The organism is Bradyrhizobium sp. NBAIM18 (assembly GCF_020193825.1).
Taxonomy (GTDB): domain Bacteria; phylum Pseudomonadota; class Alphaproteobacteria; order Rhizobiales; family Xanthobacteraceae; genus Bradyrhizobium; species Bradyrhizobium yuanmingense.
In genome coordinates, this window is the sequence record NZ_JADYVO010000008.1 from 41,156 (window position 1) to 54,584 (window position 13,429).

The 13,429-nt window shown below is 64.1% G+C and carries 13 protein-coding genes; 3 read left to right on the forward strand and 10 right to left on the reverse strand.

What is annotated here, in order from left to right; all coding sequences use genetic code 11:
* Positions 1 to 4: 4 nt before the first annotated feature.
* Genes I6F17_RS19270 through I6F17_RS19290 form a run of 5 tightly spaced genes read right to left on the reverse strand, consistent with a single transcriptional unit; the run spans position 5 to position 5,384 of the window.
* Positions 5 to 1,537: an ABC transporter ATP-binding protein gene (locus tag I6F17_RS19270; RefSeq protein ID WP_225125510.1), complete on the reverse strand. Its 1,533-nt coding sequence runs from the start codon at positions 1,535 to 1,537 to the stop codon at positions 5 to 7.
* Positions 1,534 to 2,217 carry an isochorismatase family cysteine hydrolase gene (locus I6F17_RS19275; RefSeq protein WP_225125512.1) on the reverse strand — a complete coding sequence of 228 codons (684 nt, stop codon included), beginning with the start codon at positions 2,215 to 2,217 and terminating at the stop codon, positions 1,534 to 1,536. The genes I6F17_RS19270 and I6F17_RS19275 overlap by 4 nt, the downstream gene beginning before the upstream one ends.
* A gap of 17 nt (positions 2,218 to 2,234) precedes the next feature.
* Positions 2,235 to 3,161 carry an ABC transporter permease gene (locus I6F17_RS19280; protein WP_225125513.1) on the reverse strand — a complete coding sequence of 309 codons (927 nt, stop codon included), beginning with the start codon at positions 3,159 to 3,161 and terminating at the stop codon, positions 2,235 to 2,237.
* 1 nt (position 3,162) lies between these two features.
* On the reverse strand, positions 3,163 to 4,275 hold the full coding sequence (locus I6F17_RS19285; RefSeq protein WP_036045300.1) for an ABC transporter permease: 1,113 nt from the start codon (positions 4,273 to 4,275) through the stop codon (positions 3,163 to 3,165).
* Positions 4,272 to 5,384 (reverse strand): BMP family ABC transporter substrate-binding protein, encoded by a 1,113-nt coding sequence (locus tag I6F17_RS19290; RefSeq protein ID WP_225125515.1) that lies wholly within the window; start codon positions 5,382 to 5,384, stop codon positions 4,272 to 4,274. The genes I6F17_RS19285 and I6F17_RS19290 overlap by 4 nt, the downstream gene beginning before the upstream one ends.
* Positions 5,385 to 5,781: 397 nt before the next feature.
* Between I6F17_RS19290 and I6F17_RS19295 the strand changes: the two genes are divergently transcribed.
* Together I6F17_RS19295 and I6F17_RS19300 are read left to right on the forward strand one after the other, a co-directional pair.
* Positions 5,782 to 7,038, forward strand: coding sequence for an allantoate amidohydrolase (locus tag I6F17_RS19295; RefSeq protein WP_036045330.1), 1,257 nt, complete (start codon positions 5,782 to 5,784; stop codon positions 7,036 to 7,038).
* Positions 7,039 to 7,145: 107 nt separating this feature from the next.
* A complete protein-coding gene (locus I6F17_RS19300; RefSeq protein WP_225125517.1) occupies positions 7,146 to 8,519 on the forward strand; it encodes a hypothetical protein in 1,374 nt (457 codons plus the stop codon).
* A gap of 184 nt (positions 8,520 to 8,703) precedes the next feature.
* Here the strand turns inward: I6F17_RS19300 and I6F17_RS19305 are convergent, their stop codons facing one another.
* Complete coding sequence (locus I6F17_RS19305) at positions 8,704 to 9,717, reverse strand: formamidase (RefSeq protein WP_225125519.1); 1,014 nt, start codon at positions 9,715 to 9,717, stop codon at positions 8,704 to 8,706.
* Between the two features lie 135 nt (positions 9,718 to 9,852).
* A complete protein-coding gene (locus I6F17_RS19310) occupies positions 9,853 to 10,074 on the reverse strand; it encodes a hypothetical protein (RefSeq protein ID WP_036045311.1) in 222 nt (73 codons plus the stop codon).
* A 350-nt stretch (positions 10,075 to 10,424) separates the two neighbouring features.
* Here I6F17_RS19310 and I6F17_RS19315 point away from each other — a divergent pair, with 350 nt between their 5' ends.
* Positions 10,425 to 10,601 carry a hypothetical protein gene (locus tag I6F17_RS19315; RefSeq protein WP_192893126.1) on the forward strand — a complete coding sequence of 59 codons (177 nt, stop codon included), beginning with the start codon at positions 10,425 to 10,427 and terminating at the stop codon, positions 10,599 to 10,601.
* A gap of 19 nt (positions 10,602 to 10,620) precedes the next feature.
* On the opposite strand, the gene I6F17_RS19320 is transcribed toward I6F17_RS19315, so the two are convergent.
* The 3 genes from I6F17_RS19320 to I6F17_RS19330 form a co-directional block, all read right to left on the reverse strand.
* Positions 10,621 to 12,000, reverse strand: coding sequence for a VWA domain-containing protein (locus I6F17_RS19320; RefSeq protein ID WP_225125522.1), 1,380 nt, complete (start codon positions 11,998 to 12,000; stop codon positions 10,621 to 10,623).
* Positions 12,001 to 12,005: 5 nt separating this feature from the next.
* Positions 12,006 to 12,953, reverse strand: a complete 948-nt coding sequence (locus I6F17_RS19325) for a MoxR family ATPase (RefSeq protein WP_225125524.1) — start codon at positions 12,951 to 12,953, stop codon at positions 12,006 to 12,008.
* A 147-nt stretch (positions 12,954 to 13,100) separates the two neighbouring features.
* The gene (locus I6F17_RS19330; protein ID WP_036007702.1) at positions 13,101 to 13,301 is read right to left on the reverse strand and encodes a hypothetical protein; all 201 of its coding nucleotides are present in this window, start codon (positions 13,299 to 13,301) and stop codon (positions 13,101 to 13,103) included.
* Between the last annotated feature and the right edge of the window lie 128 nt (positions 13,302 to 13,429).

Consider the following 13,429-nt stretch of genomic DNA (forward strand, 5'->3'; position numbering starts at 1 on the left):
CCGTTCAGTGCCCCGCCATGTGGCGGCCGACCACTGTGAGATCGGCTTCGCTGGTCCGCGCTTCATACACGAATTCGCCGTGGAACATCACCACGAGCCTATCCGACAGTTCGAGCAGCTCGTCGAGGTCCTCGCTGACGAGCAGGACGGCGGCGCCGCGGTTGCGCGCGGCCATGATCTCGGCGTGGATCTGCGCCACCGCCGCGAAATCGAGGCCGAAGCAGGGATTGGCCGCGATCAGCACCTCGACGTCGCCGCCGAGCTCGCGGGCCAGCACCGCGCGCTGCACGTTGCCGCCCGACAGCGCCGAGATCGGCGTGTCAGGCGTGCGGGTCTTGATCTTGTACCGGGCAATCTTCGTCCTCGCGTCGTCGCGAAAGGCGCTGGGATTGAGCCACCAGCCGCCACTTGCAAAGGGCGCACGGTCGAAATCACGGAAGGCGACGTTTTCGGCGACGCTCATGCCGCCAACGCAGGCATTCTTCAGCGGCTCCTCGGGCAAGAGAGACATCTTGTGGCGCCGCATCTCCTCACGGCTGGCGTGATAGGGATCGCCGGCGACGCGGATCTCGCCGCTTTCGGCCTCGCGCTGGCCGGCCAGCACCTCGACGAGCTGGCGCTGGCCGTTGCCGGAGACGCCGGCGATGCCGACGATCTCGCCGACGCGGACGGTGAGCGAGACATCGTGCACGGCAACGGCGCCCGCATCGTCCAGGGCGCGGAGCTTTTGCAGCTCCAGCCTGGCCTGACCGGCTTCGCCGGTGCGCGGCGGCTGCACCGTCAACTCCTCGGCACCGATCATGGTGCGGGCCATCGCGTCCGGCGTCAGCTCGGAAACCTTGCCGGCACCGGCGAGCTTGCCGCGGCGCAGGATGGTGACGTCATCGGCAAACGCCATGACCTCGCGGAACTTGTGCGTGATCATCAGGATGGTCAGCTCGCCCTTCACAACCATGTCGCGGAGCATGCCGAGCACCTCGTCGGCTTCCGCTGGGGTCAGCACCGAGGTCGGCTCGTCCAGGATCAGGAAGCGCCGCTTCAGATAAAGCTGCTTGAGGATCTCGCACTTCTGCCGTTCGCCGGCAGAGATGTCGGAGACCTTTGCGGAGAGCGGTACCTTGAAGGGCATGCTGCCCAAGAACGCCTCCAGCTCCTTCATCTCGTTCGGCCAGTTCACCACGGCCGGCACGTCATCGCGCGCCAGCACAAGGTTTTCGGCAACCGTCATCGCCGGCACCAGCGTAAAATGCTGGTAGACCATGCCGAGGCCGAGAGCGTGGGCATCCTTCGGGTTGGCGATCGCCTGCTCGCGGCCGCCGACGATGATGTCGCCTTCGGTCGCGTGGTAGTAGCCCATGATGCATTTGACGAGGGTGGATTTGCCGGCGCCATTCTCGCCGAGCAGGGCGTGGAACGAGCCCGGCCGCACCTTAAGCGCGACATTGTCCAGCGCCAGGAAGTCGCCGAAGCGCATGGTCATGGCGACGGCGTCGACGCCGAAGGCGCCCGAGGGCGGTGGCGTTTCGCCGATGATCACGAAATTGCTCCGATGAAGGCATCAGAGGTCGAGACTGCGCCGAACACGCCGCCCTGCATCTTGATCATCTTCAGCGCGTGGTCGTGGTTGCTCTTGTCGGTCGCGCCGCAGCAATCGTGCAGCAGGACGCATTCGAAGCCGCGGTCGTTGGCCTCGCGCATCGTGGTGTGGACGCAGACGTCGGTCGTGATCCCGGTCAACACGATGTTCTCGATGCCGTGCACGCGCAGGATCAGCTCCAGATCGGTGGCGCAGAACGAGCCCTTGCCGGGCTTGTCGATGATCGGCTCGCCCGGTAGCGGCGCGAGTTCTTCGATGATGTCCCAGCCGGGCTCGCCGCGCACCAGGATGCGTCCGCACGGGCCGGGATCGCCGATGCCGGCGCCGATCTGGCGCGAGCGCCAGCGCTTGTTGGCGGGCAGGTCGGAGAGATCGGGGCGATGGCCCTCGCGGGTATGGATGATATGGAAGCCTTGGCTGCGCATCACTGCGAGCAGCCGCTTGATCGGCTCGATCGGTGCCCGTGTCAGCGAGAGGTCGTAGCCCATCTTGTCGACATAGCCGCCGACGCCGCAGAAGTCGGTCTGCATGTCGATGATAATCAGCGCGGTGTTCTCGGGGCGGAGATCACCATTGTAGGGCCAGGCATAGGGCTCGGACTTGATGTAGCGCTCGGGCATGGACGACCTCGTGCGTGTTACCGTGTGATCGAGAGTTCGGCGGGCGCGCCGGTCAGTGTCCGCTTCGGCGAGCAGGTGATGATCATGATCGCCAGCGTCAGGATGTAGGGCGCGGCGTTGAAGAGGTGATAGCCGGAGGTGACGCCGACCGATTGCAGCGCTGGACCCAGCGCCGCCGCGCCGCCGAAGGCGAGCGAGGCCCACAGGCAGAGCAGGGGATCCCAGCGCGCGAAGATCACGAGCGCCACGGCGGTGATGCCCTGGCCCGAGGAAAGGCCCTCGTTCCAGCTTCCGGGGTAGAACAGGGACAGAAACGAGCCGCCGATGCCCGCGAGGAAACCACCGGCCATGGTGGCGCGCAGGCGGATCAGCAGCACGGAATGGCCCATCGCGCGTGCGGCATCCGCGCTCTCGCCGGCGGTGCGGATGAGCAAGCCCCAGCGGGTGGTGCGGAAGGCCCAATAGAGGATTGGCGCCAGCGCCACGCCGATCAGGAACAGCACGTTGATGCGCAGCGCTGCCTGGACTTGCGGGATGTCGCTCCACGAGCCGAAGTCGATGGCGGGCAGCCGCGGCGCTGTCGGCTCGATCAGCGGCTTGCCGAGATAGAACGCAAGGCCGGTGCCGAACAGCATCAAGGCAATGCCGACGGCAACGTCGTTGACGCGCGGCAGCGAGCAGATGCCGGCATGCAGCGCACCCAGCAGCGCGCCGGTGATGCCGGCGGCAAGCACGCCGAGCCACGGAGAGCCGGTGAGATAGGAGATGCCATAAGCGCTCATCGCGCCCATCACCAGCGTGCCTTCGAGGCTGAGATTGATGCGGCCCGCACGCTCGGTGATGCATTCGCCCAGGCTCACGAACAGGAATGGGGTGGAGACGCGAATGGCACCGCCGAGGACGGCGAGCGGGACGGTCCAGAGGCCGATCGATCCGTCTGCCATCTCAGGATTTTCCCTTCAGGAATCCGATGCGTCCGTAGAGCGCATCGCTGGCGAGCACGAAGACGAAGATGATGCCCTGCAGCACCAGCACGGACGCATCGGGCAGCCCCAGGCGGCGTTGCAGCAGGCCGCCGCTGGCGCTGATGCCGCCGAGCAGGATCGCGACGGGGATGATGGCGAGCGGATTTTGCCGCGCCAGAAAGGCGACGAGAATGCCGGTGAAGCCGTAGCCGGCGGCGAGGTTGGCGTTGGTGCGTCCCTGCACGGCGGCGACCTCGACCATGCCGGCGAGGCCAGCCGCGCCGCCGGCAAGGAAGCAGACGGTCAGGATCAGCTTGTCGACGCCGAGACCGACGATCTTCGCAGCACGGATGTTGCCGCCGGCCACGCGCGCGGCGAAGCCGAACACGGTGTGATAGATCAGGATGTAAGAGGCGATCGCGGCAATCAGGCCGAACACGAAGCCCCAATGCACGTCGGTGCCTGGAATGGAGCCGATCATGTTGGCGGCGCCGATCTCGCGGGTGGACGGCTTGTTGAGGCTGGCGGGATCGCGCATCAGCCCCTCGACGAGATGGTTGAGGATCGCGAGCGCGATGTAGACGAGCAGCAGGCTCGAGATGGTCTCGTTGACGCCGCGATACTGCCGCAAGCCGCCTGAGAGCATGATCCACAGCCCGCCGCCGATCACGCCGGCGCAGACCATGGCGACCTGGACGACGAGCGGCGGCAAGCCCTGAAGCGCGAGTGCGGCGCTGGTCGCCGACAACGCGCCGATCAGCAGCGCGCCTTCACCGCCGATGATGACCATGCCGAGCTGCGCCGGCAGCGCGGTACAGAGTGCGGTGAGGATCAGGGGCGCTGCGCGCGTCAGCGTGTTCTGCCAGGAGAACCAGGTGCCGAACGCGCCGTAATACATGTAGAAATAGAGATCGAGCGGATTCTTGCCGAACATCGCGACGAAGATGCCGAACACCGCGAGCGCGCCGACCAGCGCCGCGCCCGGAATCAGGACATATTCGATCGTGCCGCCGTGACGCTGGAGGAAACCGGGATCGGCGGCCGGGGCGACTGTCCCGACCGCCTCCGTGGAATCCGCCGCTTCCGTCGTCACGAAGTGGCTCCGAGCACGCCCTCGACCAGGTAGGCCATCTTCTCCAGTTCAGGATCCTTCTGGCCGCGGTCGGTACCGGCAGGGATCACCGTCTTGCCCTTGTTGTCGACCAACCCACCCTTGAAGATGGCGAAGCCTTCTGCCGACAGGAATTTTGCCTTGGCCGCGTCGGCGGCCTTGCGCGCTTCGGCCGAGACCGCTTCGCCATAGGGCGAGGTCTTGACGATCTCTTCCTTCAGGCCGCCGCGGTAGAAATTCGGAATGCCTTCGCCGGAGGCGATCATCTTGGCGAACTTCGGATAGAGCGCCTCCCAGTTCCACTCCGCGCCGGTGAGATAGGCCTTTGGTGCCAACGCCGACTGGTTGGTGTGATAGCCGCAGACGAAGGCGCCGCGCCGCGCCGCGTTCTCGACCATGGTCTTGGGCCCATCGACGTGGCAGGTGAGCACGTCCACCCCCTGATCGATCAGGCTGTTGGTGGCTTCGGCCTCCTTGACCGGCATCGACCAGTCGCCGGTGAAGATCACCTGCGTGGTGGCCTTTGGATTGACGGACTTGGCGCCAAGCGTGAAGGCGTTGATGTTGCGCAGCACTTGAGGGATCGGCTTGGCCGCGACAAAGCCGAGCTTGCTGCTCTTCGATGTCAGGCCGGCGACGATGCCGGAGATGTACTGAGCCTCGTCGATATAGCCGAAATAGCTGCCGGCGTTCTTGGGGTCCTTCTCGCTCCAGAGGCCGCCGCAATGCTCGAAGCGGAGCTTCGGGTACTTGTTGGCCATCTTGATCATGTGCGGATTGTAGTACCCGAACGAGGTCGGGAAGAGCAGGGTGGCGCCATCGAGATTGATCATGGACTCGATCGTCTTCTCGACCGCGTCGGTCTCCGGCACCTTCTCCTCCTCGACCACCTTGAGGCCGGGAATCTTCTTCAGCGCCGCCGCGCCCTGCGCGTGCGCCTGGTTGTAGCCGTAGTCGTCGCGCGAGCCGACATAGATGAAGCCGATGGTGGTCTCGGCCGCGAAGGCCGGGTGGAGGCCCGCTGCCGCGCCGAGGGTGAGGGCCGCGCCGCCCTGCAACACATGACGTCGTGAAATCCTGCCAGAATCCATTGCTCGCTCCCCTTGGCGGATGCCCCGCCTTGATCTCACGGCTGCGCCGGCTTGGCGGAGCCGGGATCAGATGTCGCAAGCTTCGTGCCAGAGACTATGAAGCGTGCAATTCTTTGTAAGTACTTGAAGTAAATATCGAATGATGTGTGTTCTGAACTTGGCGAGGAAAGCGGCAGTCTAATTCATAGGCAATATAAAGGTATTGTATGCAGAGGAGTTGAGCAGCCAGAACCTGCTCGCGCATGTGCATGACCCGCGTCGGACGGTCGGCCGGCAAGGCGCATTCATGCTAACCACGCGCTGACTGGGACGGCGCCGGAGGATATCTGCTGGCACCGAACTTGTATCGATTGTCGTCAGGACCGCGGTGTCCTCAGAAGGTGGAAAGCTCGCCGAGATGGGCGCTGGTACCGTTCACGATGCATCGCTCGGCAATGAGATCGTTCGCCGCATCAACGAGCTCGGCGCGATCTCGGAAGAGCCCGAGAAGCTCACCCGCATCTTCCTCAGCAAGGAGCTGCGCAAGGCCGCGGACCTCATTATGGGGTGGATGCGCGAGGCCGGCATGAGCGCCCATCTCGATGCCATCGGCAATGTCTGCGGACGGTACGAAGGCGACCGGCCGGGCATGCCCTGCCTGATGCTGGGCTCGCATTACGACACCGTGCGCGATGCCGGCAAATGGGATGGACCGCTGGGTGTGATCACCGCGATCTCTTGCGTCGCCGATCTCAACCGCCGCGGCAAGCGCCTGCCATTTGCGATCGAGGTGATCGGCTTTGCCGACGAGGAGGGGGTGCGGTTCGCTTCGACCTTGCTCGGCAGCCGTGCGGTGGCCGGCACCTTCGATGAGAGTATCCTGAACACGCGCGACCGCGGCGGCGTGTCGATGCGCGAGGCGCTCGTGCAGTTCGGCCTCGATCCCGACCATATCGGTGCGGCCGCCCGCGCGCGGCGCGAGCTGCTTGCCTATCTCGAATTGCACATCGAGCAGGGGCCGGTGCTGGAAGCGCAGAACCTGCCCGTGGGCGTCGTCACCGCCATTGCCGGGGCCACGCGCCTTGCGGCCCGGCTCTCGGGTATGGCCGGTCACGCCGGCACCGTGCCGATGGCGCTGCGCCGAGATGCGCTCGCCGGCGCGGCCGAATGCATCAGTGCGATCGAGCAATTTTGCCGCAACGACGAGGGCGGCCTCGTCGGCACCGTGGGCTACATCCAGGCGAGGCCCGGCGCGACCAACGTCATTCCGGGTGAGGTATCCTTCACCATCGACATGCGCGCGCCGACCGACATGCATCGCAAGCGCGCGGTGGCCGATGTCGTCCGCCAGATCGAGGCGATCGCCAAGCGGCGACAGCTGGCGCTTCAGCTCGACGTTACCCACGAGAACCGCACCGCGCCCTGCGCGCCCTGGCTCAAGCAGCAGATCGCGCAAGCGATCAAAGCCGAAGGCTTCTCCGTGTTCGAGCTGCCGAGCGGGGCAGGGCACGACGGCATGGCGATGATCGACATTGCCGATGTCGGCATGATCTTCGTCCGCTGCCGCGGCGGCATCAGCCATCACCCGGACGAGCATGTCGCGCTCGCCGATGCCGACGCCGGCGCGCGTGTGCTGCTGCGGGTGATCGAGAATTTCGGGCCGCGTAAGGCCTAGGCGAGCGTCACGAACCCGCAAGTCACCGGGTAGAGATACGAATCAGTCATGTTTAAAATGGCGGCCATCATCACGAGGGTCACGAGACAATCAGCCGATTGACGGACATGAACAGCGACATCTCTTTTCCATCACATCGTGAAAACCGGTTCTATCAGGGGATGACTGCGACCTTCGTCGCCAACGCCCTTCAGGCGGTCAATTTCCTCGGTGATCGATTCCTGAGACAATCGCATCATTCGTTGTCGGCGATCGAGGACCTCTATCGGCACTCGATGGACAGCGCCTTTTCGGTGACCGAGGCCTTCCTCGTCACCGGCGCACCGCACGCCTCCGCCTATTACCCCCGCGACTTCGCCTGGTTCTATCCCGACGTTCTCGATCCTGAAACCATCATGGATGCGCAGGACGCGGTGCGACGGGTCCGTCTGCTCGAGAAGAGCGTGCGCCTGCTGCTGGAGGCCGTTCGCGCCGACGTGGTCACCACGACCATCGTACCGGCCGGGCGCGGCCGGTATCTCGGCGTGAACTATTTTTCGCGACCCTCGGATACGCTGCTCGGCATTCTCGCCGGTCTGCAGCAGATGATCTCTGCCGAGGAGAGGGCGTCGTCCTACCTTGCGATGTCGCAATGCGCGCATGCCGGCCGCTTGTTGTTGGCCGAATATGGCGGAGACCTGAATCGCGCGATCCTGAAGCTTGCGAGCGAGCTGGAGTCCTTCGACGCTGACGGCACCAGATATTTGCTGTGCGACGCCAACGGCCCGCGCTCCGCGGCGACGGATACCCGCGCCGAGCGACGGCGTTTCGTCACCAATGCCTGCGTCTACACGACCTTCGTGTGGGGCGTGCAGCTCGGGATCGTCGGCGAGAACGAGCTGAAGCGGCTGCTCGGGCGCGACCTTGCGCAGTACAAGAGGGATCTGCTCCGCCTCTTCGGCAAGAACGGCTACATCAGGCATTCCCTGGACGGCCCGGCGAGCTCACCGGCATCGTCGGTCGCATTGGATTTCGTCAGCGTGCATCGCGGCTTCTGGGATATGAGCGAGGCGAGCGAGCGCGCGCTGTTCGCGGCCACGACGGATCTGATCATCGCCGAGCCACGGTTTCGCATTCCGAGCACGTTCCACTTCCTGGTTTCGGCGGACAACCCGCGGACCAAGATGATCCACAAGATTGCAGCTCCCGCATATCAGGGGCGTTCCTCCTGGCCGACGTTCAACGTCGAATTTGCCGACCGCATGCTGGATTACGATGAGTTCTCGGGTGGCGATACCTATCGGGCCTGCGCGCAAGGGATCCTGAAGGACATTCGCGCCGCGACCGAACTCCACGGCGGCTATCAGGAGCTGATTTCGGAGCAGGGTCTGAAGTATCGCACCTGGGCCTATAAAGGTGCCGTGGCCCACTCGTGGTTTCCGCGCTTTCTGTCGGTCTGGAGGAGGGCCTACGGCACGCCACTCCTCCAGTGGAACGATTGATCGCCGAACCTCTATCCCGCCGTCACGTCGACCACCTCGCGCCCTCCAGCACCTTGGCCGCCTTGGCCGGTCGAGATCGCCTTCCCAGGCCGCGATCGCGACGGTTGCGACGCAATTGCCGACGAGGTTGCCGAGCGCGCAGGCCACGGTGCCAGATTGTCGCGGTCTCACCGGAGAAACCGGGTTATTCCGCCGCCTTCGCCGTCTTGCCGAACATCCGCGTCGGGGCCGGGAAGCCGCACGAGGTGCCGTCGGTGACCTTGACCTGATTTTCCCACGGCAATCGGAAGGTGCCGGCGACCATGTCCTGCATGAAGGTGTAGGGGCAGTCCATCGCGCCGCCCTTCACCGCGACATAGCCGCGGTGCCAGAGCTGGTAGATGTTGTTTTCGACGCCCCAGTTGATGCGGGCTTCGCGCACGAGATCCGGCCGGACCTCTGCGGTGATGATCTCGTCGGCACGGCCGGTCGTACCATGCGCCAGCACGGTGCCGTCGAAATTGACGACCATGCCTTCGCCCATGGAATCGAACGAGCCGTCCGAGCCGCACATGCAGACATTTGCGGTGATCATCAGATTCTGAAACGAATTGGCCTGGTTGGTGAAGCGCCAGGCTTCGCGGATCGGCGCGGTGTAGCCGGCGGTGCGGATCATGATCTCCGCGCCTTTGTAGGCGCATTCCCGTGCCATCTCCGGGAACATGCCGTCATGGCAGATGATCAGCGCGATCTTCGCGCCCTTCGGTCCCTCGATCACGGGAATGCCGATGTCGCCGGGCTCCCACGGCTCGACCGGAATCCAGGGATGAAGTTTGCGATAGTAGAGCTTGATCTCGCCGTGATCGTCGATGATCAGGCCCGAGTTGTAGGGATTGCCATGCGGGTTGAACTCCATGATGGAGAAGCAGCCCCAGATCTTGTTATCGACACAGGCCTGCTTGAAGGCCGCAACCTCCGGTCCGTCAAGCCGACACATGATCTCCGGATTGGTGTCCATCGACAGGCCGTGCAGCGAGTATTCGGGGAAGACCACCAGATCCATGGTGGAGAGATTGCGGCGGGCCTTGCCGACCATCCAGACGATGCGCTCGGTCTGCCTGGCCAGATCGGCCGCGCTCACCACGCTAGGCAGCTGCAACTGCACAAGTCCGATAACCACACCGTTGGGGGATTTGTTCAGCCCACCAAGCCCGTTCATGATCAGCTCCCTTGCCTGTCTGGCGCAGCGTCGTTGCGCGCCAGATCTTGTCGCAAGAAGCAAATCCGATTTCGATGAAGAGCTAAAGGTTATTTTTCAGGCGATGGCGCAGTTACGCGGCAGCAGGCGATCTCGTCACGCCACGAGATCGAGCAGCCGGCATGAGCCGCGCACCAGCACCTTGCGTCCTGTGGATGTTATCGCAGGCACGCCGTCATTCATGACAACGAGGCCGAGCTTGGCGAGGCTTTCGACGAGATAGGCCTTCGCGAGGCGACCGTTCGACACCGGGTTGCGAAGCGCCTTGAGCGCTTCCCACTGGTCGGTCGATAGATCAAAGTCGAAATCGTTGCTCATGTCGCCTCAGCCGCTCGTCCGGTTCGCGCGCCCCTGTTAGCGGCGCCGCATGAAGACCATGCGACGACAATGAGTCGGGAATTCGGTCAGCTGTTTAGAACATCTCTTCACAAATTGCGGCACTTCGTTGCGCCACAAGAGTTAACGTCGTTGTGCACGACTACCGTCACGATCTCCGATCACTAATTGATGATCCGCACTTGATGTTGCGATGCGAGCTGCCGCAGTGCACGGCAAGCATCACTGTCCTATTTGGCGTCGCGACATGCACAGAAATGATGAGGCGGGAGGTTGAGGACTCTGTTACCTTGGCCTGCGGGGAATGGCTTCACACGGCAGGAGTGGAGTGCATGAACAGGCTGGTGGAAATTCGCAGTCAGGAATTCCTTTGCCGAGAGCGCGCGGCGCTCGATTCGAAGCGCCGGCCGTTCTGGCTGGCGCAGGCAGAAGAATGGGAGCAGCGCGCTCTCGACGAAATCGCGCGTCACTTTCGGGAATGCAATCAGGCCGAGCTGAACGCCGCCTGACGGAGGCGGCTGTTATTGCTTATTGATAAGTCGCCACAATATCGGAAACAGCGCGTTCGAACTGTTGCGCGGTGGCGCATTGGCGCACAACGCTGCAAAAAGTTGCGTAGCGCAGCATCTCGGAATCGCCAAAGCCCCAGGCGAGCCGCCCCTCGGGATTGAGCCAGACCAGCCGCTTCGAACGCTCGGAGATCCGGCGCAAAATGTCGGCGCGTGGGTCGAGATTGTTGCTGCGGGCATCGCCGAGCACGATCACCGTGGTCTGCGGCGTCAGCGTGCTCATGAACTCCTTCTCGAAATCGACCAGCGAGGTGCCATAATCCGACGAGCCGAAGCCGACCTTGGACATGATCTCGGACATGGCCTCCTCCGGCGACTTCGTCTCCAGGATCTCGCTGACCTCGATCAGGTGTGAGGAGAAGGCGAAGGAGCGGACGTCGTCGACCACCTCGTGCAGCGAGTGAATCAGCAGCAGGAAGAAGTCGGAGACTTGCGCAACGGAGCCCGAGACGTCGCACAGCGCGACGATCTTCGGCCTGTCGCGATGCTTGCGTTTCCATGCCGTGAGGAAGGGCACGCCGCCCCAGGCTGCGTTGCGGCGGAGCGTGCGGCGAACGTCGAGATGGCCGCGGCGCTGGCGCTTGCGCGGCTTGGAATAGCGTTCGCGCAGCCGGCGTGCGATCTGGCGGATGAGGGCACGCATCTCGGCGACCTGGCGCCGCTCGATGCGGGCAAGCGGCGCGTTGCGCAGGATCTCGTTGCGGAGGTTTTCGGCCTCCTCGCGGGCATAGAGTGCGAGCCCTTGCGAGACCGCGTCGCGCACGGCTTCGCGCACGGCATCGAGCGCGGCACGCAGGCGCTCGGCCAGCGACGGGTTGGTCGCGGTCAGTTGGTCGAGATCGTCGCGCAGGCGCTGGAGGCCCATGGCGTCGAGGATGCGGCTGGAGAATATGCCGCGCTGGGTGGAGTAGCGGATGTCGGACAGGGAGGCCGCGCCGGAGGCGCTGGCAATCGCGGCAGCGATCGCGTTGCGATCCTGCGACAATAGCATCTGCGCCAAGGGACCCAGGCCCTGGGAAGGCTGACCTTCGCCCGCCTCGCTCGCCGAGCCGGCGGAGGGCGGCTGATCCTCGCCTTGCGCAGCATCGTCTTCGCGGGCAGCCTCAGGCTGCTCCTGTCGCGGCTCCGGCTGGCTGAAGAACAGATCAAAGCAGTCGCCGAGCGCGAGCTTCTCGTCCTGCGACTTGGCGAGCGTCAGCAGCAGCGCATCGCGTAGCACGGCGCGGTCGGAGATGCCGACCTGCGCGACGGCGCGCATCGCATCGATGCTTTCGGCCGGCGAGACGTGAACGCCAGCGCCGCGTGCCGCCCGAAAGAAGCGATGGAGATTTTCGCGCATCGGCGTCAACCGAAGACGTTGGACCGGGCCGCCTTGGCAATGAAGGTCGTCACCTGCGGCGTCGCGGCCTCGATGTCGGCTTCGTATTTCAGGAGCACGTTGAGCGTGTCCTTGACGATCTCGGTATCGAGTTCGGAAGCCTGGAGCAGCACCAGCACACGCGCCCAGTCGATGGTCTCGCTGACCGAGGGCAGCTTCTTCAGGTCAAGCGAGCGGATCTCGTGGATGAAGCCGACCATCTGCCGGCGCAGCGTCTGCGAGATGCCGGGCACGCGGCTTTCGACGATGCGCTCCTCGAGCCGCTGCTCGGGGAAGCCGATATGCAGATGCAGGCAGCGTCGCTTCAGGGCATCGCCGAGGTCGCGCTCGCTGTTGGAGGTGAGGATCACCGTCGGCGGCGTGATCGCCGAAACGGTTCCGAGCTCGGGGATCGTGACCTGGAAGTCGGACAGGATTTCCAGCAGCAGCGATTCGAATTCGGCGTCCGACTTGTCGATCTCGTCGATCAGGAGCACGCAGCCGCCCGACTGCTCAAGCGCCTGGAGCAGCGGCCGCGGCTCGACGAATTCCTTGGAGAAGAACACGTCGCCGAAATCGTGGAGCTGGTCGAGCGCGGCATGCAACGTCTGCGCGCCGCCGAGAACCTCGCCGAGCTTGTCCTTGAGGATCTGCGTGTAGAGAAGCTGCTTGGCGTATTTCCACTCGTAGAGCGCCTTGGCCTCGTCGAGGCCCTCATAGCATTGCAGGCGGATCATCTTCATGCCGCGCCAAGCCGCGATCGCCTTGGCGAGCTCGGTCTTGCCGACGCCCGCGGGGCCCTCGACCAGGATCGGCTTCTCGATCTGCTGCGACAAATAGACGGCAGTCGCGATCTGCCGGCTCGCGATGTAGCCCTGCGCGGCGAGGCCGCTCTCCACTGCCTCGATCGAAGTCGAGGCCTTCTGATCAGCCACGAAAGGGCGCTCCCAAAGGTCTTGCTTGAGGCTTGTTCTGCCTGCGTTCCAGGCAAAGAACAAGCCACGTTTGGGAGACATCTGACCCGCGTGAACGGCGTTTTTTCCGCTAAGCGCAAATAGTTGAGCGCTTCGCTGTTGGCGCGATCAGTGCCGCAGCAGCTCCGGCTTGCGGATCGTCTGCCTCAGCTCGGCGCCGCAATCGGCGCATTCATAGACGAAGTCGATCTTGGCAAGGCTCCAATGCGGCTCGACCTCGCGCACATACATCGGCAGGAACCCCATACAGGTGGGGCAATTCACTGGCGCGATTTCGACGTCCTGATGATGCTGAACGTAAGCTGGCATCTCGGCTCTCCTTCGCAGGCGACCATCAAACCCCGCGCAAGGCTACTGCGGGTCGCCGCGGGGCCCTCATCAACTCTTTCGAACGGAGGCGGAACGGCGGCTGTTTGTGGTTCGCTGTGACATTCTTG

What these genes read in the sequence shown, in the direction of transcription:
- I6F17_RS19275 (WP_225125512.1), bottom strand. Translation starts at nt 2,217, where the DNA reads ATGCCCGAGCGCTACATCAAGTCCGAGCCCTATGCCTGGCCCTACAAT.
- I6F17_RS19280 (WP_225125513.1), bottom strand. Translation starts at nt 3,161, where the DNA reads ATGGCAGACGGATCGATCGGCCTCTGGACCGTCCCGCTCGCCGTCCTC.
- I6F17_RS19290 (WP_225125515.1), bottom strand. Translation starts at nt 5,384, where the DNA reads ATGGATTCTGGCAGGATTTCACGACGTCATGTGTTGCAGGGCGGCGCG.
- I6F17_RS19295 (WP_036045330.1), top strand. Translation starts at nt 5,782, where the DNA reads ATGGGCGCTGGTACCGTTCACGATGCATCGCTCGGCAATGAGATCGTT.
- I6F17_RS19300 (WP_225125517.1), top strand. Translation starts at nt 7,146, where the DNA reads ATGAACAGCGACATCTCTTTTCCATCACATCGTGAAAACCGGTTCTAT.
- I6F17_RS19305 (WP_225125519.1), bottom strand. Translation starts at nt 9,717, where the DNA reads ATGAACGGGCTTGGTGGGCTGAACAAATCCCCCAACGGTGTGGTTATC.
- I6F17_RS19310 (WP_036045311.1), bottom strand. Translation starts at nt 10,074, where the DNA reads ATGAGCAACGATTTCGACTTTGATCTATCGACCGACCAGTGGGAAGCG.
- I6F17_RS19315 (WP_192893126.1), top strand. Translation starts at nt 10,425, where the DNA reads ATGAACAGGCTGGTGGAAATTCGCAGTCAGGAATTCCTTTGCCGAGAG.
- I6F17_RS19320 (WP_225125522.1), bottom strand. Translation starts at nt 12,000, where the DNA reads ATGCGCGAAAATCTCCATCGCTTCTTTCGGGCGGCACGCGGCGCTGGC.
- I6F17_RS19330 (WP_036007702.1), bottom strand. Translation starts at nt 13,301, where the DNA reads ATGCCAGCTTACGTTCAGCATCATCAGGACGTCGAAATCGCGCCAGTG.